General features: G+C 64.5%; 22 protein-coding genes and 1 pseudogene. 20 read left to right on the top strand and 3 right to left on the bottom strand.

The genetic code is table 11. The features are described from left to right. Positions 1–7: 7 nt before the first annotated feature. Entirely contained in the window at positions 8–1,198 is a 1,191-nt protein-coding gene (uxuA, locus tag GGD63_RS20280) for a mannonate dehydratase (protein WP_183245007.1), read from the top strand. Positions 1,199–1,331: 133 nt separating this feature from the next. Here the strand turns inward: uxuA and GGD63_RS20275 are convergent, their stop codons facing one another. Continuing rightward, positions 1,332–2,270 carry a LysR family transcriptional regulator gene (locus GGD63_RS20275; RefSeq protein WP_183244947.1) on the bottom strand — a complete coding sequence of 313 codons (939 nt, stop codon included), beginning with the start codon at positions 2,268–2,270 and terminating at the stop codon, positions 1,332–1,334. 211 nt (positions 2,271–2,481) lie between these two features. On the opposite strand from GGD63_RS20275, the gene GGD63_RS20270 reads away from it, so the two are divergent. The 6 genes from GGD63_RS20270 (at position 2,482) to GGD63_RS20245 (ending at position 8,371) form a co-directional block, all read left to right on the top strand. After that, the gene (locus GGD63_RS20270) at positions 2,482–3,564 is read left to right on the top strand and encodes an ABC transporter ATP-binding protein (protein ID WP_183244946.1); all 1,083 of its coding nucleotides are present in this window, start codon (positions 2,482–2,484) and stop codon (positions 3,562–3,564) included. 36 nt (positions 3,565–3,600) lie between these two features. Further along, positions 3,601–4,317: an HAD family hydrolase gene (locus tag GGD63_RS20265; protein ID WP_183244945.1), complete on the top strand. Its 717-nt coding sequence runs from the start codon at positions 3,601–3,603 to the stop codon at positions 4,315–4,317. A 14-nt stretch (positions 4,318–4,331) separates the two neighbouring features. Next, positions 4,332–5,639: an FAD-binding oxidoreductase gene (locus GGD63_RS20260; protein ID WP_183244944.1), complete on the top strand. Its 1,308-nt coding sequence runs from the start codon at positions 4,332–4,334 to the stop codon at positions 5,637–5,639. A 22-nt stretch (positions 5,640–5,661) separates the two neighbouring features. Further along, the gene (locus GGD63_RS20255; RefSeq protein ID WP_183244943.1) at positions 5,662–6,708 is read left to right on the top strand and encodes an ABC transporter substrate-binding protein; all 1,047 of its coding nucleotides are present in this window, start codon (positions 5,662–5,664) and stop codon (positions 6,706–6,708) included. Positions 6,709–6,776: 68 nt separating this feature from the next. Further along, positions 6,777–7,589: an ABC transporter permease gene (locus tag GGD63_RS20250; RefSeq protein WP_183245006.1), complete on the top strand. Its 813-nt coding sequence runs from the start codon at positions 6,777–6,779 to the stop codon at positions 7,587–7,589. Then, positions 7,586–8,371 carry an ABC transporter permease gene (locus GGD63_RS20245; RefSeq protein WP_183244942.1) on the top strand — a complete coding sequence of 262 codons (786 nt, stop codon included), beginning with the start codon at positions 7,586–7,588 and terminating at the stop codon, positions 8,369–8,371. The genes GGD63_RS20250 and GGD63_RS20245 overlap by 4 nt, the downstream gene beginning before the upstream one ends. A 143-nt stretch (positions 8,372–8,514) precedes the next feature. On the opposite strand, the gene GGD63_RS20240 is transcribed toward GGD63_RS20245, so the two are convergent. Next, positions 8,515–9,165, bottom strand: a complete 651-nt coding sequence (locus GGD63_RS20240; protein WP_183244941.1) for a TetR/AcrR family transcriptional regulator — start codon at positions 9,163–9,165, stop codon at positions 8,515–8,517. 206 nt (positions 9,166–9,371) lie between these two features. Here GGD63_RS20240 and GGD63_RS20235 point away from each other — a divergent pair, with 206 nt between their 5' ends. The 6 genes and pseudogenes from GGD63_RS20235 (at position 9,372) to GGD63_RS20210 (ending at position 16,490) form a co-directional block, all read left to right on the top strand. Continuing rightward, the gene (locus GGD63_RS20235) at positions 9,372–10,712 is read left to right on the top strand and encodes an MFS transporter (protein ID WP_183244940.1); all 1,341 of its coding nucleotides are present in this window, start codon (positions 9,372–9,374) and stop codon (positions 10,710–10,712) included. A 22-nt stretch (positions 10,713–10,734) separates the two neighbouring features. After that, positions 10,735–12,231, top strand: a pseudogene (locus GGD63_RS20230) (carboxylesterase/lipase family protein). Positions 12,232–12,381: 150 nt separating this feature from the next. Next, positions 12,382–13,128, top strand: coding sequence for a metallophosphoesterase (locus GGD63_RS20225; protein WP_183244939.1), 747 nt, complete (start codon positions 12,382–12,384; stop codon positions 13,126–13,128). 390 nt (positions 13,129–13,518) lie between these two features. Next, complete coding sequence (locus GGD63_RS20220; RefSeq protein WP_183244938.1) at positions 13,519–14,784, top strand: MBL fold metallo-hydrolase; 1,266 nt, start codon at positions 13,519–13,521, stop codon at positions 14,782–14,784. 36 nt (positions 14,785–14,820) lie between these two features. Continuing rightward, a complete protein-coding gene (locus GGD63_RS20215) occupies positions 14,821–15,738 on the top strand; it encodes a hypothetical protein (RefSeq protein ID WP_183244937.1) in 918 nt (305 codons plus the stop codon). A 71-nt stretch (positions 15,739–15,809) separates the two neighbouring features. Then, positions 15,810–16,490 carry a metallophosphoesterase family protein gene (locus tag GGD63_RS20210; RefSeq protein WP_246785566.1) on the top strand — a complete coding sequence of 227 codons (681 nt, stop codon included), beginning with the start codon at positions 15,810–15,812 and terminating at the stop codon, positions 16,488–16,490. A gap of 130 nt (positions 16,491–16,620) precedes the next feature. Here the strand turns inward: GGD63_RS20210 and GGD63_RS20205 are convergent, their stop codons facing one another. Beyond that, positions 16,621–17,457 (bottom strand): transporter substrate-binding domain-containing protein, encoded by an 837-nt coding sequence (locus tag GGD63_RS20205; RefSeq protein WP_183244936.1) that lies wholly within the window; start codon positions 17,455–17,457, stop codon positions 16,621–16,623. Between the two features lie 213 nt (positions 17,458–17,670). On the opposite strand from GGD63_RS20205, the gene GGD63_RS20200 reads away from it, so the two are divergent. The 7 genes from GGD63_RS20200 (at position 17,671) to GGD63_RS20170 (ending at position 24,397) form a co-directional block, all read left to right on the top strand. Further along, on the top strand, positions 17,671–18,588 hold the full coding sequence (locus GGD63_RS20200) for an NAD(P)-dependent oxidoreductase (RefSeq protein WP_183244935.1): 918 nt from the start codon (positions 17,671–17,673) through the stop codon (positions 18,586–18,588). 11 nt (positions 18,589–18,599) lie between these two features. Next, complete coding sequence (locus GGD63_RS20195) at positions 18,600–18,953, top strand: RidA family protein (RefSeq protein ID WP_183244934.1); 354 nt, start codon at positions 18,600–18,602, stop codon at positions 18,951–18,953. A gap of 129 nt (positions 18,954–19,082) precedes the next feature. Then, positions 19,083–20,744 carry a thiamine pyrophosphate-binding protein gene (locus tag GGD63_RS20190; RefSeq protein ID WP_183244933.1) on the top strand — a complete coding sequence of 554 codons (1,662 nt, stop codon included), beginning with the start codon at positions 19,083–19,085 and terminating at the stop codon, positions 20,742–20,744. Positions 20,745–20,747: 3 nt separating this feature from the next. Further along, on the top strand, positions 20,748–22,013 hold the full coding sequence (locus GGD63_RS20185) for an FAD-binding oxidoreductase (protein ID WP_183244932.1): 1,266 nt from the start codon (positions 20,748–20,750) through the stop codon (positions 22,011–22,013). Between the two features lie 10 nt (positions 22,014–22,023). Further along, the gene (locus tag GGD63_RS20180; protein ID WP_018641179.1) at positions 22,024–22,767 is read left to right on the top strand and encodes an aspartate/glutamate racemase family protein; all 744 of its coding nucleotides are present in this window, start codon (positions 22,024–22,026) and stop codon (positions 22,765–22,767) included. Positions 22,768–22,875: 108 nt separating this feature from the next. Further along, positions 22,876–23,580 (top strand): GntR family transcriptional regulator, encoded by a 705-nt coding sequence (locus tag GGD63_RS20175; RefSeq protein ID WP_246785565.1) that lies wholly within the window; start codon positions 22,876–22,878, stop codon positions 23,578–23,580. A gap of 37 nt (positions 23,581–23,617) precedes the next feature. Then, the gene (locus tag GGD63_RS20170; RefSeq protein WP_183244930.1) at positions 23,618–24,397 is read left to right on the top strand and encodes an SDR family NAD(P)-dependent oxidoreductase; all 780 of its coding nucleotides are present in this window, start codon (positions 23,618–23,620) and stop codon (positions 24,395–24,397) included. The last annotated feature ends 169 nt before the right edge of the window (positions 24,398–24,566 follow it).

Here is a 24,566-nt window from a genome sequence, read left to right as displayed (position 1 = left end):
ACGAAGCATAATGCTCGAGGGATGGCGCTGGTACGGGCCCGATGATCCGGTCTCACTCGATGACGTCAGGCAGGCCGGGGCGAGCGATATCGTCTCGGCGCTGCATCAGGTGCCGATCGGCGAGGCCTGGACGCGCAAGGCGGTCGAGGAACGCAAGAATTTTATCGAGAACGGCCAGCCTGGCCGCTCAAAGCTGACCTGGTCGGTGGTGGAATCCATTCCGATCCCCGACGACGTCAAGCGGCTCGGGGGCAAGGCGACGAAGTCGATCGAGGCGTGGATCGCGAGCCTGGAGGCGGTGGCCGCGTCCGACATCAAGATCATCTGCTACAACTTCATGCCGGTCGTGGACTGGTGCCGTACTGATCTCGAATGGGAGCTTCCCAACGGCGCCCGCGCCATGCGCTTCGACCAGGACCGCTTTGCGGCGTTCGAGCTGCATATCCTGAAGCGCCCGGCGGCGGTGCAGGAGTATTCGCCCGAGCAGCAGGCGCGCGCGAAAAAGCTGTTCGAGCAAATGAGCCAGGCCGACATCGACTATCTCGTCATGGTCATCGCCAGCGCGCTGCCGGGCTCAACCACCGAGCCGATGACGATCCCGCAATTCCGCGATAGGCTCGAGACCTATCGCGACATCACGCCAAAGATTTTGCGACAGCACCTCGCCGAGTTCCTCGCGCGTGTTGCGCCGGTCGCCGAGCAGCTCGGCGTGTCGCTGACGCTGCATCCGGACGATCCGCCGCGGCCGCTGTTCGGCCTGCCGCGCATCGCATCCAGCGCCGACGACTATCAGGCGCTGTTCGATGCCGTGCCGTCGAAGGCGAACGGCATCTGCCTGTGCACGGGCTCGCTCGGCGTGCGGACGGAGAACAATCTGCCTGAAATGGCCGAACGCTTCGGCCCGCGCATTGCGTTCGCCCATCTGCGCGCGACCAAGCGCGAGGCGGACGGCCTGTCGTTCTACGAGTCCGACCATCTCGACGGCGATGTCGACATGGTCGCGGTGCTCAAGGCGCTGTTGAAGGAGAACGCGCGGCGTTCGCCCGACAAGAGGATCGTGTTCCGGCCCGACCACGGTCACCGCATGCTCGACGATCTCGCCGCCACCAAGCGCACCAATCCCGGCTACACCGCGATCGGTCGCCTGCGCGGCCTCGCGGAGCTGCGTGGCGCGATCCGCGCGATCGAGCATCGGTAGGGCAAAGCTCTCTCCACATCGTCATTGCGAGCGCAGCGAAGCAATCCAGAATCCCTCCGCGGAAAGACTCTGGATTGCTTCGCTGCGCTCGCAATGACGTGGAGAGAGGGGGCTTCACCCCAACGCCGCCTGCTCAATAACACGCGTCCATCGCGCCGAGCTTCGGATAGAGCCGGTCGATCGCGGCGATCTCGCTTTTCATTTGCGCGATGATCCAGTCGCGGATCTCGGCCGCGATCGGGCGCATCGGCCGGTTGCGCGGGGGGAGGAATTCGCAGATGCGGCGCGTGGTGGTAAGCGTGTCGGAGGCCGGCACCAGCGCGCCGGTGAGCAGCCAGTGCGAGGCGACCGTCAGCCATCCGAGCGCGATGCCCTGGCCGAGCAGCGCGGCCTGCACCACGACGGCATAATCGGTGAAGCTGAGCGCCTTGGCCGCGCCGCGGCGCCCGGTGAGAAGCGAGGCGTAATCCGCGGCCCAGTCGCCCGGCGTCTCGGCGAGGCGGATGATGGTGTTGCCCTCGGCCGGGTCGGTCTCGCCGAGATAGCCGGGGCTGCACATCGGCAGCATCACTTCCTTCATGATCAGCGTGCCGCCGGAGGGCGGCTCGTCGCGGTCGCGGAAGCGCATGCCGAGATCGACATTCTCCACCGGCCCGCGCAGCGCACCGGAGATGAGCTGGAAGCGCAGATCCACCTGCGGAAACTGCTTCTGCAGCTTGTCGATGCGCGGCATCAGCCAGTGCGTGGTGAAGGCGGAGGAGACCGACAGCGTCACCGTCTCGGTGCCCTTGCGGCGCCGCTCGATCTCGACGAGCCCGCTCTCGATGCTGCGGAAGCCTTCGAGCACGCGGCGATACAGCAGCTCGCCTTCCTCGGTGAGCACCGCGCGGCCCGCCTTGCGATCGAACAGGCGAACGCCGAGATGCTCCTCGAACTGGCCGAGCATCCGGCTCACCGCCGGCTGCGTCACGTTCAATTCCGCCGCTGCCGCGGTGAAGCTGCCATTGCGCGCCGCCGCGTCGAAGACGAACAGGGCGTTACCGGACGGCAGCATGCGGCGGAGCTCGGGCATAACGTCATGTTATGAGCGCGGTGAGAATTTGGCAATTGCCGAGTTTTGGCAAGTCTGGTGTCATGAGCATGACAGCCTAAAGACAGGCACTTCGAGAGAAGATTTGGTGCAGCGCACGCTTCGGACGTGAGTGCTCCAAATCCCTGTCTATAAAGCAGGCTTATGGCGCGCAGTGAGGCACGCCAGCCAAGGGACATGGCGAGGACGATCGTTGGACAAGCGAGCGGAAAGCGTCGAGATCAGGTCCGCCAGCAAGGCCTATGGCGCCGTTCGCGCCCTCGACGACGTTTCGCTCAATGTCGGCGCCGGGGAATTCGTCTCGCTGCTCGGCCCCTCCGGCTCCGGCAAGACCACGCTGCTCGGCATTTTGGGCGGCTTCATCCTGCCATCGTCGGGAACGATCCTGTTCGGCGGCCGCGACGTCACCTGGATGCCGCCGCACAAGCGCGACATCGGCGTGGTGTTCCAGAACTACGCGCTGTTTCCGCATATGAGCGTCGGCGAGAACGTCGCCTTTCCCCTGCGCGCGCGGCGCCTGCCGAAATCCTCCTGGCCGGACAAGGTGCGCGCGGCGCTCAGCATGGTCGGCCTTGCCGGCTATGAAGAGCGCGGCATCGCGCAGCTCTCCGGCGGCCAGCGCCAGCGCGTGGCCCTCGCACGCGCGATGATCTTCGAGCCGCGCCTGATCCTGATGGACGAGCCGCTCTCTGCGCTCGACAAGCAGCTGCGCGAATCCATGCAGATCGAGCTGCGCGCGCTGCACAAGCGGATCCAGGCCACCATCATCTATGTCACCCATGACCAGCGCGAGGCGCTGACCATGAGCGACCGCGTCGCCGTGATGAAGGACGGAAGGCTGATCCAGATCGATCAGCCCGAACGCCTGCACGATCATCCCGCCGATTCCTTCGTCGCCAGCTTCATCGGCGAAGCGACGATGCTGCCGGTCCGCCGCGTCGATGCCTCCAGCGTCGCGCTCGGCAATGCCTTGCTGCGCAGCGCACGCGCTATTCCCGATGGCGATGCCCTGATGCTGGCCGTGCACAGCGAGAAGCTCTTGATCGACGACGGCGCGCAGGATGCCGCCTGCAACCGGCTGACCGGGACCGTCACCGACATCGTCTACCAGGGCGAGAGCCTGCGCATTTTCCTCGCGCTCGCCGACGGCATCGCGCTCAGCCTGCGCCAGCCGAGCTACCACCAGGCCTATCACCGCATCCCGCCGCTCGGCGGCAGCCTCACCGTCACGCTCCACCCCGAGGACACGATTGTCGTCCCCAGGGTGGGGGACTGAACTCAAACATCATCCAACCCGAGAGAAGAAACTGATATGTCGACCCAAGCCGCGTTCAGCAATTTCAAGGTCCTCACCTTCGACGTCGTCGGCACCTTGATCGATTTCGAGACCGGCGTGCTCGCCGCGGTGCGCAGGATCTCGGGCAAGACGCCGGCCGAGCTCAGCGACGACAAGATTTTCGAATCCTACAAGCGCGGCCGCGACAAGCACTACGAGCGCTCAAGCGAGGTGATGTTTTACGTTTATCGCTATCTCGCGCAGGAACTCGGGCTGCCGGCAGATGACGCCTCCTGCGACGTGTTCCAGCTCGCCGTGCTGCGCTGGGGGCCATTCTCCGATTCCGTCGAAGCGCTCAAGCGCCTGCGCACAAAGTTCCGTCTCGTCGCGATGACCAATGCCGACCGCGTCGCGCTGTCGTGCTACGCGCATGCGCTCGGCAATCCCTTCGACGACACCGTCTGTGCCGATGACACCGGCGTTGCCAAGCCGAACCCGGAATTCTTCGCCTACAACAAGGGGCGCCAGTCCGCCTTCGGCTACAAGCAGTCCGACGTCCTGCACGTCGCGCAGAGCCAGTATCACGACATCGGGATCGCGCGGAAGCTCGGCTACAAGGTGTGCTGGATCGAGCGCCGCCAGGGCATCGCGGGCTTCGGCGGCACGCCGGCGGTGGAGACGCTGACCAAGCCGGACTTCCACTATCCGACACTGAAGGCGCTCGCCGACGCCGCGATCGGTCCGGCGGCGTAACGGAGAGCCGTGGCATGACACGGGACTGGAGCGCGCTGCCATCGGTCAATTCGCTGTGGGAAGCCACGGCGGAGCCGGCGCGCGACTATCCCGTGCTGTCGGGCGAGCAACAGGCGGATGTGGTGATCATCGGCTCCGGCTACACGGGCCTGTCCGCCGCGCACCACATCGCCAAAAGCGGGCTCAGCCCTGTCGTGCTCGAGGCGAACCGCCCCGGCTGGGGTGCGAGCGGGCGCAATGGCGGCGTCATCACCGCAAAATTTCGCCTCTCGTTCCGCGAGATCGACGCCGTGCACGGCCGCGCCATGGCGCGGCGCATGTACGAGATCGCGCATGAATCGACCGACATGGTCGAGGAGCTCGTCTCCGAATTCGGCATCACCAGCGCGAACCTTACCCGCACCGGCCAGGTCAAGGCCGCGCACAACGAGACGACGCTGAAGGCCGCGATCGACGAAGCCAACTGGATGACGCGCGAGATGGGCTCGGCCGAGGTCCGCATCCTCGACAAGAACGGCGTGCGTGACGAGACCGGCTCCGACATCTTCGTCGGCGGCGTGCTCAATCCCGGCTCGGGCGGCATCCATCCGCTGAACTATCTGCGCGGCCTTGCCGACGGCGTTTCGCGCCGCGGCGTGCCCATCTTCCAGCAGTCGCCGGTCGTCAAGCTTCGGCGCGAGAACGGCGTCGTCGTTGCTGAAACGCCGCGAGGCGCGGTGCGCGCCAGGCAGGCGATCATCGCCACCAACAGCTATTCGGATCTGACCGGCGCGACGGCGCATCTGCAGCGCACGCTGATTCCGTTCCGCAGCGCCATGGTCGCCACAGAGAAGTTGCCGCGCAATCTCGCCGGAAAGCTGATGCCGACGGGGCGCACCTACACCGAGACCAAGCGCATGATGCGCTGGTTCCGCATGGTCGACAACCGCGTCATCTTCGGTGGCCGCGGCGCCTTCGGCAAGCAGGACTCGGACGCCGCCTTCGACGCACTGCGCAAGGCGATGGTCGGCATCTTCCCCGATCTCGCCGATGTCCCGCTCGAATATAGATGGTCGGGCCTCGTCGCGATGACGCTGGACTCGGTGCCGCATATCGGCCGGCTCGACGATCGCACGCTGTTCTCGGTCGGCTACAACGGCGCCGGTGTTGCGATGTCGAGCCTGATGGGCCGCTATCTCGCCGCCTTCGTGCGCGGCGAGACGCCCGACATGGGCCTGCTCGATGCGCGACGCATGAAGGCGATTCCGTTCTATCCGCTACGTGAGCCCGCCGTGCGCATGGTTGCCGGCTGGTACCAGTTTCTCGATGCGATCGGTCAGTGAGATTGATTTGGAGGAGGTGAGGATGACGATGAAGCGGAAATTTGGACTGGGCTGCGCGTTGTTGGGCGCGGTCGGATTGACCACCGCGGCCGATGCCGCCGAGCAGATCACCTTCGTCTCGCAGGGCGGCGCCTATCAGCAGGCGCAGACAGTGGCGATCCTCGATCCCTCCGCCAAGAAGCTCGGCATCACCATCAACCAGGACTCCATTCCCGACGCCTGGCCTGCGATCAAGACGCAGGTCGGCAGCGGCAAGCCGATCTGGGATGTCGTCGACACCCCGACCGGCTATTGCCTGCGCGGCGGCGAGCAGGGGCTGATCGAGAAGCTCGATTTCTCAAAAATCCCGAACGCGGCGGCGATGCCGGAGGCCTATCGCAACCCATACTCGGTGTCTTACGAATTCTATTCCAGCGTGCTGGCCTACAGCCAGAAGACCTTCCCCAAGGACGCGCCGAACAGCTGGGCCGATTTCTGGGATGTGAAGAAATTCCCCGGTCGCCGCGCGCTGCGCAATCACCCCATTGCCACGCTCGAGGCGGCGCTGATGGCAGACGGCGTAGCGCCCGACAAGCTTTATCCGCTCGACGTCGACCGCGCCTTTAGGAAGCTGGAGGAGATCAAGCCGCATATCACGGTGTGGTGGACCTCGGGTGCGCAGTCGGCGCAGTTGCTCAACGACGGCGAGGTCGACATGGAAATGGCCTGGAACGGCCGCGTCAGCGCGGTTGCCAAGGAAGGCGCCAAGGTCGCCTACACCTACAACCAGGGTATCCTGCAGAGCACCTCGCTCTGCATCCTCAAGGGCGCGCCGAACCTGGAAACCGCGGTGAAGTTCCTCAACGAAGCCGTCGATCCCGTGCACCAGGCCAATCTGCCGCTGCACATCGATTATGGTCCGGGCAACCCCAAGGCGTTCGAGACGGGCGTGATCAAGCCCGAGCGCGCCGCGCAATTGCCGAGCGAGCCAGCCAATGCGGCGAAGCAAGCGCTGATGTCCTACGCCTGGTGGTCCTCGCCGGCTGGCGAAGCCGCCGAGAAGCGCTGGGCGTCCTTCATGCAAAAGTAAGCGAGGCAGCGTTGACGACATCCGTGCCAGATCCGTCCCAAAAGCATCAGCGCCGCGAGCACGGCCTGATGCTGGCATTGGTGTCGCCGGCGCTGCTGGTGATCCTGGCCCTGATCGTGCTGCCGGTCGGCTGGCTCGCCTGGCAGTCGATCTATCATGACGGCTTCACGCTGGAGAACTATCGCCGCGTCTTCACCGAAGACGTCTACTGGCGCAGCTTCGCGCTGACCTTCGAGATCAGCCTCGCGGTCACGGGAATCGCGCTGCTGCTCGGCTATCCCGTGGCCTATCTCGCCAATTCGGTGCCGAAGGGATGGAGCATCCTGATCCTGTCGCTGGTCGTGCTGCCGTTCTGGACCAGCGTTCTGGTGCGCGCCTATGCCTGGCTGGCGCTGCTCCAGCGCACCGGCGTGATCAACCAGTTCCTGCGCTACCTTGACGTGATCTCCGAGCCGCTCGCGCTGGTCCACAACACGTTCGGCACGGTCGTTGCGACCGTGCACATCCTGCTGCCCTTCATGGTGCTGCCGCTCTACGCCACCATGCAGAAGATCCCGAACGATCTCATGCAGGCCGGCGCCAGCCTGGGCGCGAGCCCGTCGCTGACCTTCATGCGCGTGTTCCTGCCGCTGTCGCTGCCGGGCGTGCTCGCCGGCTGCACCATGGTGTTCGTGCTCTGCCTCGGCTTCTACATCACGCCGGAGCTGCTCGGCGGCGGACGCACCGTGATGGTGTCGATGCTGGTGAGCCGCAATGTCGAGCTCTACAACCAGTTTGGGGCTGCGAGCGCGGTTGCGGTCGTGCTGCTCCTCGGCGTGCTCGCGATCTTCTTCGTCGTCAGCCGCTTCATCTCGCTCGATCGCGTGCTGGGGCAGAAGTGATGCGCGCCTCGCCCGCACGGATTGCCCTCTACGTGGTCAGCGCGCTGGTGCTGGTCTATCTGATCCTCCCCGTTCTGATCATCGCCCCGATCTCGTTCTCCAGCGCGCGCTTCCTGACCTTCCCGCCGCCGTCCTTCTCGCTGCGCTGGTACCAGCAATATTTCTCAAATCCCGCCTGGATGCAGGCGACGCGGGTGACGCTGACGGTTGCGCTCCTCACCGTCGTGATCGCGACCCCGCTCGGCGTTGCCGCCGCCTATGCCATCAACCAGTCGAAGCTGCGGATCATGCGGCTGATCCACATGGCGCTGCTGCTGCCGCTGGTGGTGCCGATCATCATCACCGCGGTCGGCATCTTCTTCGTCTATGCCAAGGTCGGCCTGGTCGCGACCATGCCCGGGCTCGTGCTTGCCAACGTGATGCTGGGCCTGCCTTATGTCGTCATCTCCGTGCTCGCGGGTCTGCAGAGCTTTGATCCCGCGCAGGAGATGGTCGCGCGCAGCCTCGGCATGAACCGCCTGCGCAGCTTCTTCGCGGTGACGCTGCCGCAGATCAAGTCCAGCGTGGTGGCGGGCGGCATCTTCGCCTTCATCTCGGCGATGGACGAGACCATCGTCGCGCTGTTCATCTCCGGCGGCCAGTACCAGCCGCTGACCAAGCGCATGTTCACTGCGCTCCGCGACGAGATCGACCCGACCATCGCCGCGATCTCGACGCTGATGACGGCAGCGTCCTTCATGCTGGTGCTGCTGGCGAGCACGCGGCAGAAGAGGAGTGGGTGAGGGTGATTGTCGCGCCATCCTCGGTGTCATCGCCCGACTTGATCGGGCGATCCAGTATCCCAGAGACGGCGATGATTCCTCGATAGGCCGCGGCGTACTGGATGCCCCGGTCAAGCCGGGGCATGACAGCGAGTGTGTGGTGGCTAAGTCCCCGCCCCCAGCCACGCCAAGATCATCTCCACGATCTGCGTCCGGCTCCGCGCCAGCACTTTGGGCTCGCTGAGGTCGCGGTCGAACAGGGCGCCGAAGGTGTGGCGGTTGGCGACGCGGAAGAAGCAGTAGGAGGAGATGGCGAGGTGCAGGTCGATGGCGTCGACGTCGTCGCGGAAGACGCCTTCCTCACGGCCGCGCTTCAAGATGCCGTCGAGGGTTGCGATCACGCTGGCGTTGAGCTGGCGCAGCTGCACATTCTGCTTCAGGTGCTTGCCGTGGTGGATGTTCTCGATTGAGACGAGGCGGATGAAGTTCGGGTTGCGCTCGTCATGGTCGAAGGTCGCCTCGATCAGGCGGCGCAGTCCCTCCCGCGCGTCGCAGCTTTCGATGTCGAGCTGATCCTCCAGCGCGCGGATGCTGCGATAGGCCTCCTCCAGCACTGCGAGGTAGAGCTGCTCCTTGCCGCCGAAATAGTAATAGATCATCCGCTTCGACGTGCGGGTTCGCGCCGCAATCGCATCGACGCGGGCGCCGGAATAGCCCTCCGAGGCGAATTCGGCCATCGCCACCTCGAGGATGTCGCGCTTGGTGCGCTCGGGGTCGTTGGTGCGCTTCGATGGGGGCGGCATGCGCTCGAGCATTGCTGTTTCTCCCGCCAGTTTCCATGGATCGCCTTGAAGGTGAAGGCAAATTTCGCTCCCTCAGGCATCGATCCAACGCGTATTGCGTAAACGTACTAGTTCGTACATTATCGATCCAAACCAAAGCTGCGGCAACAAGAACAACAGAACGCGCGCGAGGCCGACCGCCTGACGCGCACCGCGGCGGACACATGGGGAGGAATTTCATGACGTTGACGTCAACCGCATCGTTGCATGCGTCATCCGGCGCGGAAGTCACGCAAAACAAGCTGCCCAAGCGCGCCGCGCTCGTCAGCTTTGTCGGCAGCATGCTCGAATACTACGACTTCTTCATCTACGGCACCGCGGCGGCGCTGATCTTCCCAAAGGTGTTCTTCGCCAATGTCGATCCCTCGACGGCGACGCTGCTGGCGCTCTTGAGCTTCGGCATCGGCTATATCGCGCGGCCCGTCGGCGCAGTCATCCTCGGTCATTTCGGCGACCGCATCGGCCGCAAGACGGTGCTGCTGTTCACGCTGGTGCTGATGGGCGGCTCGACACTCGCGATCGGCCTGTTGCCGGACGCGAAATCGATCGGCAACGCCGCGCCCATCATCCTGACGCTGCTGCGCCTGTTGCAGGGCCTGTCGGCTGCCGGCGAGCAGAGTGGGGCGAACTCGCTGACGCTGGAGCATTCCGCCAACTCCAACCGCGCCTTCTTCACGAGCTGGACGCTGAGCGGCACCCAGGCCGGCGCGATCCTGGCGACGCTGGTGTTCATCCCGGTGTCGAGCCTGCCGGAGAACCAGCTCTTGAGCTGGGGTTGGCGCATTCCGTTCCTGCTCTCCTTCTTCGTGCTGGTCGTCGCCTATCTGGTGCGGCGGACTATGCCGGAAACCCCCGTGTTCGAGGACATCAAGGACAAGGCGCAGGTCGCGCGCTTCCCGGTGATCGCGCTGCTGCGCGACTACTGGCCGGACGTGCTGCGCGTCATCGTCTGCGCGCTGATCGCGACCGTCAGCACCATGACCGCCGTGTTCGCGCTCGGCTACGCGACGTCCAAGTTCGGCGTCGCGCGTCCGACCATGCTGTGGGCCGGCGTGCTCGGCAATGTCACTGCGCTGATCACCCAGCCGCTCTGGGCGCTGCTCGCCGACAGGATCGGCCGCAAGCCGGTGTTCATCGGCGGCGTGCTCGGCTGCGCGGTGCTGCTGTTCCCGTACTTCATGCTGGTGACGTCGGGCAACGCGATCGCGATCTTCGCCGCTGCGATGATCCTGTCCGGGGTAGTCTATGCCGCGCCGAACGCGATCTGGCCGTCGTTCTACGCGGAGATGTTCGAGGCGCGCGTGCGCTATTCCGGCACGGCGATCGGCACCCAGCTCGGCTTCCTCGCCGCCGGCTTCACGCCGCTGGTGAGCGCGAGCCTCGTCGGAGAAGGGCCGAACGGCTGGATTCCTGTCGCGATCTTCGTGGCTTGCTGCTGTGTGATCTCGGCAGCGGCCGCGGCGACCGCGCGCGAAACCCACACCGTCGACATTGCCGATCTCGGCAAGCGGCGCGCTTGAGTGAGAGACGAGGCATCATCGTATGCTGACCAACACAGTTTCAACCACGAGCGGCCCGGTCGTCGGCGCCGAGCAAAACGGCGTACGCACGTTCAAGGGCGTGCCGTTCGCGACCGCGCGGCGTTTTGCCAGGGCGATACCGCCGCTTGCTTGGACGGAGCCGCGCCGATGCACGGACTGCGGCGCCTATGCGCCGCAGCCCGGACATCTCGATCAGGCGGACGAGACTGCCTGTCTCAGCCTGAACATCTGGGCGCCGGCGGGGGTGGATCGGCCGCTGCCGGTGATGGTCTTCATTCACGGCGGCGCCTTCATCACCGGCGGTGGCGCCGATTATGACGGCGGCTTCCTCGCCAAGCATGGTCCGGCGGTGATCGTCACCATCAACTACCGGCTTGGTCCGCTCGGCTTCCTGCAATTGCATCGCCCCGGCCTCGATGAGGCCAACAACCTCGCCATCACGGATACACTCGCCGCACTCGACTGGGTGCATGCCAACATCGCGAATTTCGGCGGCGATCCGGACGCCATCACTCTGTCCGGGCAGTCGGCCGGCGCCTCCATGGTCATTGCGCTCGCAACCCTGCCGCAGGCGAGGGGCAAGTTCATCCGCGCCCTCGCGCTGAGCGCGCCCGGGCGGACCATCATGAGCGCCGATCATGCCGACGAGGTCGCACGCCGCGTGCTCGACGAGCTCGAGCTGGCGCGCGATCCAGCCGCGATCAGGTCTGTGCCGCTGCCAAAGCTCTTCGCCGCAGTGGAGCGCGTCGGCCGCATGATTGCGGATGAAACGGAATCGGGCACCGTGTTCGGCCCGGTGCTCGACGGCACCGTGATTGCGCGCGAGCCCCGCGATGTCTTCGCCGACGGCAGTTTGCGCGACATTCCGCTCTGGCTCGGCTCGTGCCGCGACGAGATGGCGATGTTCCTCAAGAGCACCCCGCCGGCTGCGATGATCCGCACCACCGAGCGCCAGGTGCGCGCCGCCTTCGGCGATGCCGGCTGGGAGCGTCTGCTGGCCTATTACCGTGCCACCGCGCGTCCCGACGAGGATCCGTACTAGGCGCTGCTGTCGGATGCATTCTGGCACCGCCCGATGGCCGATCTCGCGCGGCTGCATGCTGCAGCCGGCGGCGCGGTGTGGCTCAGCCGGTTCGACCATCGCCCGGCGCTGGAGCCGTTCCTGTCGCAGGGGCCGACCCACGGCGCGGACAACGCCTGTCTCTGGGCACATCTGCCTGACTTCATCGATCGCCCGATCCTGAAGCGCAAGGGCGGGCCGATGACGCCTGCGGATATCGACGTCGCCGCGCGGTTTCAAGCGAGCTTGCTGCGCTTCGTCACATCAGGTGTGCCTGACGTTGCAGAAGCCTGGCCGCGGTTCGAGCTGCCCAGGGAGCCGATCGCAATCTTCGGCCAGCCGTTCCATATTGTGCCTCTCAATGAAGGCGTGCGTTCCCGTCTGTGGGCGGAACTGCTGGCCCAATCCGGCGCGCCGCGGGACGCGGCGATCGCTTGATTGCCGGAGCCTGGTCATATAAGCGTCCTTGCAGCGCCGATTTGATCCTCAGCTTGCGGGCGCTTCTAAAAATGCAGCTAAAGAGAACCGCTAGCCCTGCATCGTCCCGCATTGCGTGAATCGTCGGCCATCTCGAACGGGGAGGGTCACATGAAATTTGCTGCCATCGCGGATGTGCACGGAAATCGTCCGGCGCTTGAAGCCGTGCTTGCCGACATTGCGGCGCTCGGTATCGACGAGGTCGTGAACCTTGGTGATCACGTCAGCGGACCGCTCGAAGCAGCGAGAACCGCGGACCTGTTGATTGAGCGCGGCTTTCCGTCGGTGCAGGGCGATCAGGACCGGATTCTCGTCGAGCTCTGGCACGCAGGCGCCTCGGCCCGCAGCGATTTTCAGCAGCTTGAGCGCAAGCACTTCGATTGGATGGCGAGCATGCCGTCCACGCTCTTATATAGAGAGCGGGTGTTCCTGTGCCACGGATCGCCGGGGAATGATGCTGCGTTCTGGCTCGACCACATCGGCGATGACGGCTGCCCGCGTCCGAGCGGGATTGATTTGATTGAGGCGGGTGCCGAAGGGATCGACGCCGAGATCATCCTGTGCGCACACACGCACATTCCAAGAGTGGTGCGTCTGAGGGATGGCCGGCTGGTCGTCAATCCCGGCAGCGTTGGATTGCCCGGCTATGACGGGAAGGTACCCGTTCCCTACGTGGTCGAAGTCGGCACGCCACACGCGTGTTACGCAATTCTGGAGCATGCCGGAGGAGGCTGGTCCGCAATGATCCGCTACGTGCCCTACGACACCACGGCCATGGCAGCACTGGCGCGGGCCAAGGGAATGCTTACTTGGGCGAGTGCAATTGCGACGGGTTGGGCGCAGCGGAAGGGGAAGTAAATCTGCCTAGGCCCGCTATTGCCGACGACCCCAAATCAGCCTTGAAGGTCGTAGCCTAACGGCTGAGCCCCAGTGGGCGCGTGCGCCTGCGGCGACTGGCCCGAAGGTTCGTCCGAGGGCCCGGTTCGAAGCTTCGGACTGTTGCGTGAGTGCAACGTTGTGCTTTTCTTTGTCTAAAGGCGCAATTTCTCGGGCCCTCAATTGAATATAGTGGGGTGATTGCCCAATCCTGGAATTGTTGCCGCCATGAATTTTGGACCGCAGAGCGCACCCAGCCGTCCCGCTTCCCCCGAACCAGGCCTCGATCGGCACGGCACGGTTCGGCAGGACAGTGGCGAGAGCCAATTTCATCTCCGGCTACGTCGCTAGGCCAAGTTCTGGATCCCCCGGATGCGAAGTGAATCGTCGGGCGCTTTCCGCGCGCGGATACACCGCGGCGCTCAACAAATTGGCGGGTCCTGTATCGAACTGGAGGCGCAGGGCCAAAGAATTCTGCTCGATCTGGGCTTGCCTCTCGACGCGGCCGAAGTCTCGGACGCCTTGCTGCCGAACGTCGATGGGATTCGCAGCGAAGATCCGGGTTTGAACGCGATCGTCATCTCGCATGGGCATGGCGATCATTGGGGATTGCTGCCGATGTGCAGGCCGGGGATTCCAGTGGTCATGGGGGCCGCAACGGCGCGCATCTTGAGCGCTGCGGCGCCATTCGTACCGAACGCCTTCGTCCCGAGCGTCTCGCAGTATCTCAGTGACCGGACTGTCCTTCAGATCGGTCCCTTCCGCATCACGCCTTTCCTCGTCGACCATTCGGCCTATGACGCCTACGCCCTCGAAATCGAGGCCTCGGGGCGTCGTTTGTTCTATAGCGGCGATGTCCGTGCTCACGGTCGAAAGGCGGCATTGTTCGAGCGGTTGGTGAGCAAGCCGCCCCGGCGCATCGACACCATGCTGATGGAAGGATCGAGCCTCGGTCGCTTGACCGAGCACGGTCGTTTCGAAAGCGAGGATGTCATCGAAGCCAGGCTGGTCGGAAATTTTGGCCAACCGGGATTCGTCCTGATCTCGGCATCGGCACAGAACATCGACCGGCTGGTCAGCATCTACCGCGCCTGCAAGCGGACCGGGCGAACGCTTCTGCTTGATCTCTATGCGATGGAGATCCTGAGAGCGACCGGCAATCCGAACCTTCCCAATATCGGTTGGCCCAACCTGTCCGTCTATGTCCCGGAATACCAACGGCGGCATATCGCCAGGAACCGGCGCTTCGACCTTCTCGAACCCTACAAGTCGGCGCGGATCTTTCGCGAGCATATCGCGGAGATCGGCGACAAGGCCGTCATGCTGTTTCGGCCCGCAATGGCACGCGATCTGGACACCGGAAATCTGTGGGACAACGCGAGGGCGGTCTGGTCCCAATGGGACGGATATTTGCAGGCCGGCCCCGGTGCGAAGCTCAGGGGCGATCTGCTGGAGCGCGGAGTCGGGCTCGAAGTCATCCATACGTCGGGGCACGCCAGCATCACCGACCTCAAACGGCTGGCGAGCGCGCTCAATCCGAACCGACTCGTGCCCATCCATACATTTCATGGCGATCGTTTCTCCGACTATTTCGCCAATGTCACGCGCCGCGAGGACGGCGAGTGGTGGGACGTCTAAGACAACTGCTTTTCAAGTCCGCAGAAAGGAATATAAATGGGCAGCGCAATCTCCGACGAATTCATCAAGGACCTGCAGGACGGAGGGCTGCTATCCGAGCTGGCGAGAAAGATTCAAAGTGACGACACGCTGATGCTGGCGCTCCGCGGTCACTACATCAACGTGTACTATCGCGGTGGGAGCATTCTGCACATCTCAGAGCAGGCCAACGGATACGTCGCGAAGTTTGACACCAACTATTTCAAGGATAAGGCCGGTGGTCCGTCTCTCGGCGCCGTTCAGGCAGCGGGGGATTGTTCCAAGTGGGTGGAGGCGCTGCCCGAACTCAAGGAGGCAATGAATTCGTATTTTGCGACCAAGCGCAAATCCGAGCGCGAATTTCAGCAGCTTGCTGCGTGGGAGAACAACAGGTCGGTCATATCGAACGACACCGAGTACTTCATCACGGACATCGAGTTTGCCGACCGCGACCAGGGCGCCAGGCTCGATATGGTCGGGCTGAAATGGCCAAGCAGCCAGCGCAAGGACGAGTCCCGGTGCAAGCCGGTCCTTGTCGAGATGAAGTACGGCACGGGATCCTATGACGGCTCTGCCGGCATCGCGAAGCACATCGCAGACCTTGAAGGGATCCTTGCCGATCCGATCAAGTGTGAAAGTCTGAACAAGACGATCGAGGATCAATTCGATCAGTTGATGAAGCTGGAGCTCGTCGATTTCACGCCGCACAAGAAATACGGCCGCGCCATTGTGTCCGGTCGGCCTGAAGTGGTCTTTCTGCTGGCGAACCACAACCCGCGCAGCAGGAAGCTCTTGAACATCGTGAACGACATCAGAGATCCCGAGCATTTTGATCTTCGTTTCTTTGCTGCGAGCTTTGCAGGTTATGGAATGCACGATGCGTGTATGCTCAAGCTCGATGAATTCCGGACGCTGCTGCAGCGCCTCGCGGGTTAGCCCGATTGCTTGCAGTTGCGTATGACGTCCGATCAAACCGCTAGCGCGTGGAGCGAAATCTGGCGCATTCATTGACGTTCGCCATCGGCGATATTCACGGGTGCTTCGACGAGCTGCTTACGCTACTTGCCGTATGCGATTTGGCGTGCCCGGAAGAGGACGCCCGGTTCATCTTCGTCGGCGATTATATCGACAGAGGACCCGATAGCGGCCGGGTCGTGGATTTCCTGATCCGGCGACAGGCGGATCAGGAGCGTCGTTTCATCTGCCTGCGCGGCAATCATGAGGAGATGCTGGTCCGCGCCGCAGACAGGCATCGCTCGGACCGCGATCTGATGAACTGGTGGGGAAATGGCGGCGAACAGACCCTCGAGAGCTACGGCGTCGATGATCCCGGCGATCTGCCTGCAGAACACCTGGCATGGTTTCGGCAGCTTCCGCTGATGCACAAGGACCGGCATCGGCTGTTCGTCCATGCGGGCATCCGGCCCGGTGTCCCGCTGTCCCTTCAGTCGCCAGAGGATTTGCTCTGGATCAGGGAGCCGTTCCTCTCATCCGCCGATGATCACGGGTTGCTGGTCGTGCACGGGCACACGCCAGTGACATCCGGGCGACCCGATCTGCGGGCCAATCGGTTGAATTTGGACACCGGCGCATGTTTTGGCGGCCCGCTGACGGCGGCGGCATTTTCGAGCCGCCGGCGTGCGCCGGTGATGTTCGCCACGAGTATGGGCGATCTCGTCCGCTTGTAGCCGGTTGCCCGCGGAGCCGCGCGAGCGTTCTCAATGGGTCTCGTGAAACCGGCTCAGGAATCCTTGCCGGATCAGGCCCCAATATGGCTTGAGCGCCGCGAACTCCCGGACATACATCTTCGGACGGCCGTCAGAACTGCACTTCGCTCGGGATGTCCTCGGCGCTGAGGCCGACGGTTTCGTAGGCCTTCAGCAGCCATTCGCGGGTCTGGCCCAGCGAGCGGTTGTAGTCGGCCCAGGCGCTGAGGAAATCCTTGTAGCGACGATCGGATTCGGCACGGATGCCGAGATTGGTCGGCAGCGTCAGGAGCGGCCGCGGGATAGCGAGCTCGCCGAGCGTCGGATTCTTCTTCAGCGTGAAGATCGAGAGCACCGCCAGCGAGACATTGCAGTCGGCGCGGCCCGTCGACACCGCGAGGATCGCCTCGTCGCGCGTCTTGAAGCCGAGGATGGTCGCCTTCGGACAATAGCGGCGCGCGATGGTCTCATGGGTCGAGCCGATGTCGACCGCGATCTTGACCTCGGGCTTGTTGAGCTCGGCCCAGGTCTGTGGCTTGGCAAAGCCCTTCTTGGTGATGACGGTGAAGGAGTGCACCAGGATCGGCGTCGAGAAGTCGATGACGAGCGAACGCTCGGGCGTCGGGTTCACGGCAAAGGCGAGGTCGATCTTGTCGGCCTGCAGATCGAGGATCTGGTTGCCCCAGGTCGATTCCAGCGTCTCGACCTTGGCGCCGAGCTTGGCCGCGATGTCGTTCGCCATGTCGATGCAGGCGCCCGACCATTGATTGGTCGCGAGGTCCTTGTGGAAATAAGGGTCCTGGCCGGCGATGACGGCGACGCGCAGCACGCCACTCTTCTTGATGCGATCGAGCGTGGAGGTCGGCGCGGTGTCGGCCCTGGCCGAAGCGGTCGCGGCCATTGCGGCGCCCGCCAGCGCCACGGTGGTGAGTGCGTCCCTGCGGTTCATGGTCAGTGCTCCCCTGGGGAATGATCAACAGCTCCGGCTCGCGGACTATTTCTGTATTCAGATCATAATGCAATATGGTATTGCGAGTTTGCCGGCGATTTGAGCGATTGGGCAAGTCGGAGCCTAGTCCGTTGGCAAAACAAGAGAAAACCCCGTGAGACCGGGCGCGGATGCCGCCGGTTTGTGGGGCCGGGATTTGAGAGGAGAAAGTCTGTGCGGGCTGTTTTCGTCGATGCCAACGACACGCTGGCCGCGGTCACCGAGAAGCTGCTGGGTACCGTCAATCTGCCTGTTAGCATCAACCGCAACCCCTCCATCAAGCCCGACGACCTGCCTGGTCTGCTCGGCGATGCCGAGATCATGATCGTGGATCATACGGCGGTGCCGACGGCAATCGCCGGGACGTGCGCCAAGCTCAAGCATGTCGTCTTCCTCGGAACCGGCGCGCGCAGCTACATGAATCCGGAGGAACTTAGCCAACGCGGCATCTCCGTCCACACCATCAAGGGCTATGGCGACACCGCGGTCGCCGAATGCGCGATCGCGCTGATGTGGGCCTCCGCGCGAAATTTCGGCGAGATGGACCGTGGCATGCGCGAAGGCAACTGGCTGCGTCGCGACGCGATGCAGCTCACCGGCAAAACGCTCGGCCTGATCGGCTTCGGCGGCATCGCCGCGGAAGCCGCGCGCATGGCGGCGGGCTGCGGCATGAAGGTGATCGCCTGGAACAGGACGCCAAAGAGCCATTCCGGCGTCGCGTTCGTCTCGCTGGAGAAGTTGCTCGCCGAAAGCCACGTCGTCTCGCTGCATCTGCTGCTCAACGACGAGACCAAGGGCTTTCTGTCGCGCGAGCGCATCGCGCAGATGCGCAAGGGCAGCATTTTGATCAACACTGCGCGCGGCGCCATCGTTGACGAGGACGCGATGCTGGACGCGCTGCGTTCGGGCCATATCGCGCATGCCGGCCTCGACGTCTTCACCGTCGAGCCGCTGCCAGCCGGTCATCCGCTCACAAAACTGCCGAACGTGACCTTGTCGGCGCATTCGGCATTCCGCACGCCGGAGGCGAGCGACAACCTTATCGGGGCCGCGCTCGATCACTGCCGCCGCATCATCGCCACCGGCAAGTGAAAGGACATCCCATGTCTAACATCACCCGCATCGACCAGAACGCCCGCCGCAGCCGCGCTTCCGTGTTCGGCGATCTCGTCTTCCTCGCCGGCCAGGTCGCGGATACCAAGACCGCCGACATCACCGAGCAGACAAAAGAGGCACTGGCCAAGGTCGACGACATGCTGGCGCGCGCCGGCACCGACAAGTCGCGCCTGCTCAGCGTCCAGGTCTGGCTCAGGACCATGGACGATTTCGACGCGATGAACGCGGTCTATGACGCCTGGGTCGTGCCGGGTAACGCACCGACCCGCGCCTGCGGCAAGGTCGAGCTCGCCGATCCCGCCTACCGCATCGAAGTGATCGCAATTGCTGCGCGTAGCTGACATGCATGCCGATGCCGGCTGCACTGTTTGCATCGGCCTTGCACCTTATGTCCGCCTGTCCTACGCCACCTCGGAACAAAACTTGCGCGAGGCCTTAAAGCGCATCGCCAAAGCCTGCAGGGAGCTGTCATGACCATTCGCAATACCCGCACCGGTGGCCAGATCCTGATCGATCAGCTCGTCGCCCAAGGCGTCGAGCGCGTCACCTGCGTGCCGGGCGAGAGCTATCTCGCGGCGCTCGACGCGCTGCATGACAGCCCGATCGACGTCATGATCTGCCGCGCCGAAGGCGGCGCCGCGATGATGGCGGAGGCCTATGGCAAGCTGACGGGCCGGCCCGGCGTCTGCTTCGTCACCCGCGGCCCCGGCGCCACCAATGCCAGCCACGGCGTCCACATCGCCATGCAGGATTCGACGCCGATGATCCTGTTCGTCGGCCAGGTCGACACCGGCATGCGCGAGCGCGAGGCGTTCCAGGAGCTCGACTACAAGGCGGTGTTCGGCTCCATGGCGAAATGGGCCGTCGAGATCGATCGTCCCGACCGCATTCCGGAGCTGGTCGCGCGCGCGTTCCGCGTCGCCATGCAGGGCCGCCCGGGTCCCGTCGTGATCGCTCTGCCGGAGAACATGCTGACCGAGACCGCCGCCGTTGCCGACGCCATGCGCATCGAGCCGGCTGCGAGCTGGCCGGCGCCCTCCGACATCGAGCGCGTCGGTGCGATGCTTGCGGGCGCCAAGGCGCCGCTGGTTATCCTCGGCGGCTCGCGCTGGACGGACGAAGCCGCCAAGAGCATCTCGCGCTTTGCCGAGCGGTTCGATCTGCCGGTCGCGACCTCGTTCCGCCGGGCCTCGCTGATCGATGCCGATCATTCGCATTATGCCGGCGATCTCGGCATCGGGCCGAGCCCGGGCCTGAAGGCGCGCAGCGACAACGCCGATGTCATCCTGCTCATCGGCGGCCGCATGTCGGAGATGCCGTCCTCGTCCTACACGCTGTTCGACATCCCGACGCCGCGGCAGAAGCTGATCCACGTGCACCCGGGCTCCGAAGAACTCGGCCGCGTCTATCAGCCGGCGCTCGCGATCCAGGCGACGCCCGCCGCTTTCGCCGCCGCCGTCGAGACGCTGAAGCCTTCAGGTGCCGTTGCCTGGAAGGGCGAGGCGGCCAAGGCCCATGCCGATTATCTCGCCTGGACCGAGAAGGCACGCGAGCTGCCGGGCACGTTCCAGTACGGCCAGGTCATGACCTGGCTGCGCGACCGGCTGCCGAAGGACGCGATCGTCTGCAACGGCGCCGGCAATTATGCCGGCTGGATCCATCGCCATCACCGCTTCCATAGCTTTGCGTCGCAGCTCGCGCCGACCTCGGGCTCGATGGGTTACGGTGTGCCGGCGGGCGTGCTGGCGAAGCGCCAATATCCGGATCGTACCGTCGTCGCCTTCGCCGGCGACGGTTGCTTCCTGATGAACGGCCAGGAGTTCGCGACCGCCGTGCAGTATGATGCGCCGCTCGTCGTCATCGTCGTGGACAATTCGCAATACGGCACCATCCGCATGCATCAGGAGCGCGACTATCCCGGCCGCGTCGTCGGCACCCAGCTCAAGAACCCTGACTTTGCGATGTACGCCAAGGCATTCGGCGGCCATGGCGAGCGCGTCGAGCGCACCGAAGAGTTCGCGCCGGCGTTCGAGCGTGCGCTCGCCTCGGGCAAGCCGTCGATCCTCCACTGCATCATCGATCCACGCGCGATCTCGGTCGGCAAGGATTTCACGCCAGCGGTGAAGGCGTAAGCCATGCCTGAAGGCCGCCACGTCGCCATTATCGGAGCCGGCGCGGTCGGCGTGATCAGCGCCATCGAGGCGCTGCGCGAGGGTCATCGCGTCACGCTGATCGATCCGGGCGAGCCCGGCGGCGAACAGGCGGCGAGCTATGGCAATGCCGGCTGGCTGTCGTCGCATTCGGTGATCCCGCCGGCCGAGCCTGGCGTCTGGAAGAAGGTGCCGGGCTATCTGATGGACCCGCTCGGGCCGCTCGCGATCCGCTGGTCGTATTTGCCTAAGGCGCTGCCCTGGCTGATCAAGTACCTGCTGTCGGGCTGGACCGCGGCGCGGGTCGAGAAGACGGCGTTCGCGCTGCGCGACCTATTGAAGGACGCGCCGCTGCTGCACCGGAAGCTGGCGGAAGAAGCGGGTGTGCCGGAACTCGTCGAGCGCAACGGCGTGATGCATGTGTTCCCGTCGCGCGGCAATTTCGACAACGATCTCGGCTGGCGCCTGCGCAGGAAGGTCGGCGTCGAGTGGCTGGAACTCGATGCCGACGAGATGCGCCAGCGCGAGCCGGACCTGCATCCGCGCTACACCTTTGGCGTTGTGGTGGAAGAGGCCGGCCGCTGCCGCGATCCCGGCGCTTATGTTGCTGCGCTCGCCAAACATGCGATTGCCAGTGGCGCCAAGCAAGTGCGGGCCAAGGCGACCGGTCTGAAGCTGTCCGGCAACAAGCTCGTGGCCGTTCTCACGGAGAGCGGCGAGATCGCTTGCGATGCTGCCGTGGTCGCGGCGGGTGCCCGCTCGAAGCAGCTCACCGCATCGGTCGGCGATCCCCTGCCGCTCGAGACCGAGCGCGGCTATCACGTCATGATCGAGAACCCGGAGTCCGGTCCGCGCAGCTCGATGATGGCCTCCGACGCCAAGATGGTGGTGAACTGGACCAACAAGGGCCTGCGCGCCGCCGGCACGGTCGAGATCGCCGGCTTAGAGGCCGCGCCGAACTGGAAGCGCGCCGAGATCCTGCGCAACCACCTCCTCGGCATGTTCCCGAAACTGCCGAAGGACATTCCGGCCTCGCGCATAAAGACCTGGTTCGGCCATCGGCCGAGCATGCCGGATGGACTTCCCTGTATCGGCCATGCGCGCGCCTCCCGCGACATCGTCTACGCCTTCGGCCACGGCCATGTCGGCCTGGTCGGCTCGGCCCGCACCGGCCGTCTCGTCGCCCAGCTCTTGAGCGGCAAGCAGCCCGAAATTCCGCTCGCGCCGTTCTCTCCAAATCGCTTCCTCTGAGATCGCACTCATGACCTATCCTGCCAACTCGCCTTCTCGTATTGCCCGTGGCGGCAAGGCCGTCTACGGCGCGCCGCTCGGCATTCTGATGCTGGAGGCGCGCTTTCCGCGTATTCCCGGCGACATGGGCAACGGCACGACCTGGCCGTTCCCCGTGCTCTATCGCGTGGTGAGCGGCGCCTCGCCGGAGAAGGTGGTGCTGAAGGGCGCGGCCGGCCTGCTGCCCGACTTCATCGACGCCGCGAAAGACCTGGTGCGGCTCGGGGCCGAAGCCATCACCACCAATTGCGGTTTCCTCTCGCTGTTCCAGAAGGAGATCGCAGCCGCCGTCGGCGTTCCCGTCGCGACCTCGTCACTGATGCAGGTGCCCTGGGTGCAGGCGACCCTGCCGCCCGGCAAGCGCGTCGGCCTCGTCACGGTGTCGGGCTCGACCCTGACGCCGGCCCATCTCGAAGGCGCCGGCGTGCCGCTCGATACGCCCCTGGTCGGCACCGAGCACGGCAAGGAGTTCTTCCGCGTCCTGATCAAGGCCGAGAAGGACGACATGGACATCGCGCAGGCCGAGCGCGACGTGGTCGAGGCCGGCAAGGAGCTCGTTGCCAAGAATCCGGACGTCGGCGCCATCGTGCTCGAATGCACCAACATGCCGCCTTATGCGGCGGCCTTGCAGGCCGAGGTTGGCTTGCCCGTTTACGACATCTATTCCATGATCACTTGGTTTCATGCTGGACTGCGCCCGCGCGCCTTTGCCTGAGTCCGGCTGTCGCAAAGCTCTGAACAAGCTCTGCTAAACTCCGGTTTGCATTGCCATTATCCACACAGCCCCGTTATATTGGGCTGTGTTCGGGCATGAATGCAGCTGATGATGAGCAACGTGGAACTGGCTTCCGACAGTATCGTCGATCGCGTCTATGAACAGCTCAAGGCGATGGCCGTGAGCTACGAGTTCAAGCCGGGCGAACGGCTCAACGAGGGCGAGTTGGCGAAACGCCTTGGCGTCAGCCGCACGCCGCTGCGCGAGGCGCTCAACCGCCTCAATACCGAAGGCTTCCTGCGCTTCACGCCGGGCAAGGGCTTCTTCTGCCGCGAGCTCGACGCGCACGAGATCTTCGATCTCTACGAGCTGCGCAAGTCGATCGAGGTCGCCTCGATCCGCCTCGCCATCAAGCGCGCCAAGGACGAGGACATCGACGCGCTCCTGAAATTCCTCGAAGCCACCGGCCCCGATCCCGGCGAGCGGTCCTCGGTGGAGCTGGTCGAGCTGGACGAGACCTTCCACGAGCGGCTGATGGGGATGTCGAACAATGCCGAGATGCTGCGCGTCTTGCGCAACGTCAATGCCCGCATCCGCTTCGTGCGCTGGATCGACATGGACCGCATCAACCGCTCCAACACCCAAGCCGAGCACCGTGCCGTCGTCGAGGGCCTGAAGGCGCGCAATGAGGAGGCCTGCGTCTCAGTGCTGGAAAAGCACATCGACCGCCGCCTTGATCGCATCACCGCCGCGATCAAGGAAGGCTACGCGCAGATCTACATGCCGGCCGCGGCAAGGCCGGCGGCGAATTGACGCCCGACAGGGCGTCCTGTTTTCGGGAGACGCACACATGAAGCTCAATGGCAAGGTTGCTGCCATCACCGGTGCGGCGCGCGGCATCGGCAAGGCCTGCGCGAAGAGGTTTTTGGACGACGGCGTCAAGGTCGTCATCTCGGACGTTGATGCCAAGGGCCTCGGCGCGACTGCCGCCGAGCTGGGACGGCCGGATGCGTTGCGCACCGTCGTCGGCAATGTCGCGAGGCGCGCGGACGTCGACCAGCTCGTTGCGACCGCCGTGAAGGAGTTCGGCCGGCTCGACATCATGGTCAACAATGCCGGTGTCGCCCGCAACCGGGACATCCTCGAGATTACCGAAGAGGAGTTCGACGAAATCATCGGCATCAATCTGAAAGGCGCGTTCTTCGGCGTGCAGGCGGCGGCGAAGCAGATGATCGCGCAAGGCGGCGGCGGGGTCATCATCAACATGTCCTCGGTGAACGCGCTGCTGGCGATCCCGGCGCTCGCGACCTACGCGATGTCGAAGGGCGGCATGAAGCAGCTGACGTCGGTCGCGGCCGTCGCGCTCGCCCCGCACAACATTCGTGTCGTCGCGGTCGGGCCGGGCACGATTTTGACCGACATGGTGGCGTCGTCGATCTACACCTCGGAGGATGCCCGCAAGACCGTGATGTCACGCACGCCGGCCGGCCGCGGCGGCGAGCCGAGCGAGGTAGCCTCGGTCGTGGCGTTCCTTGCCAGCGACGATGCGTCCTACATCACCGGGCAGACGATCTATCCGGATGGCGGCCGGCTGATCCTGAACTACACGGTGCCGGTGAAGGAGAAGTAGGATACCACATTTTCCGCTGTCATCGCCCGGCTTGACCGGGCGATCCAGTACGTCGAGACGACGCGGCTAGAATCGAGAAGCTGCGGCGTACTGGATGCCCCGCCGGAGCCTGTCATCGGGCTCGCCGAAGGCGAGACCCGGTGGCGGGGCATGACACTTGTTGTTAAGC

Origin of the sequence: Bradyrhizobium sp. cir1 (genome assembly GCF_014198245.1) — a bacterium.
In the GTDB taxonomy this organism is placed as follows: domain Bacteria; phylum Pseudomonadota; class Alphaproteobacteria; order Rhizobiales; family Xanthobacteraceae; genus Bradyrhizobium.
Note: the sequence above shows the minus strand (reverse complement) of the source record. Positions and strands in the feature narration are given on the sequence as shown.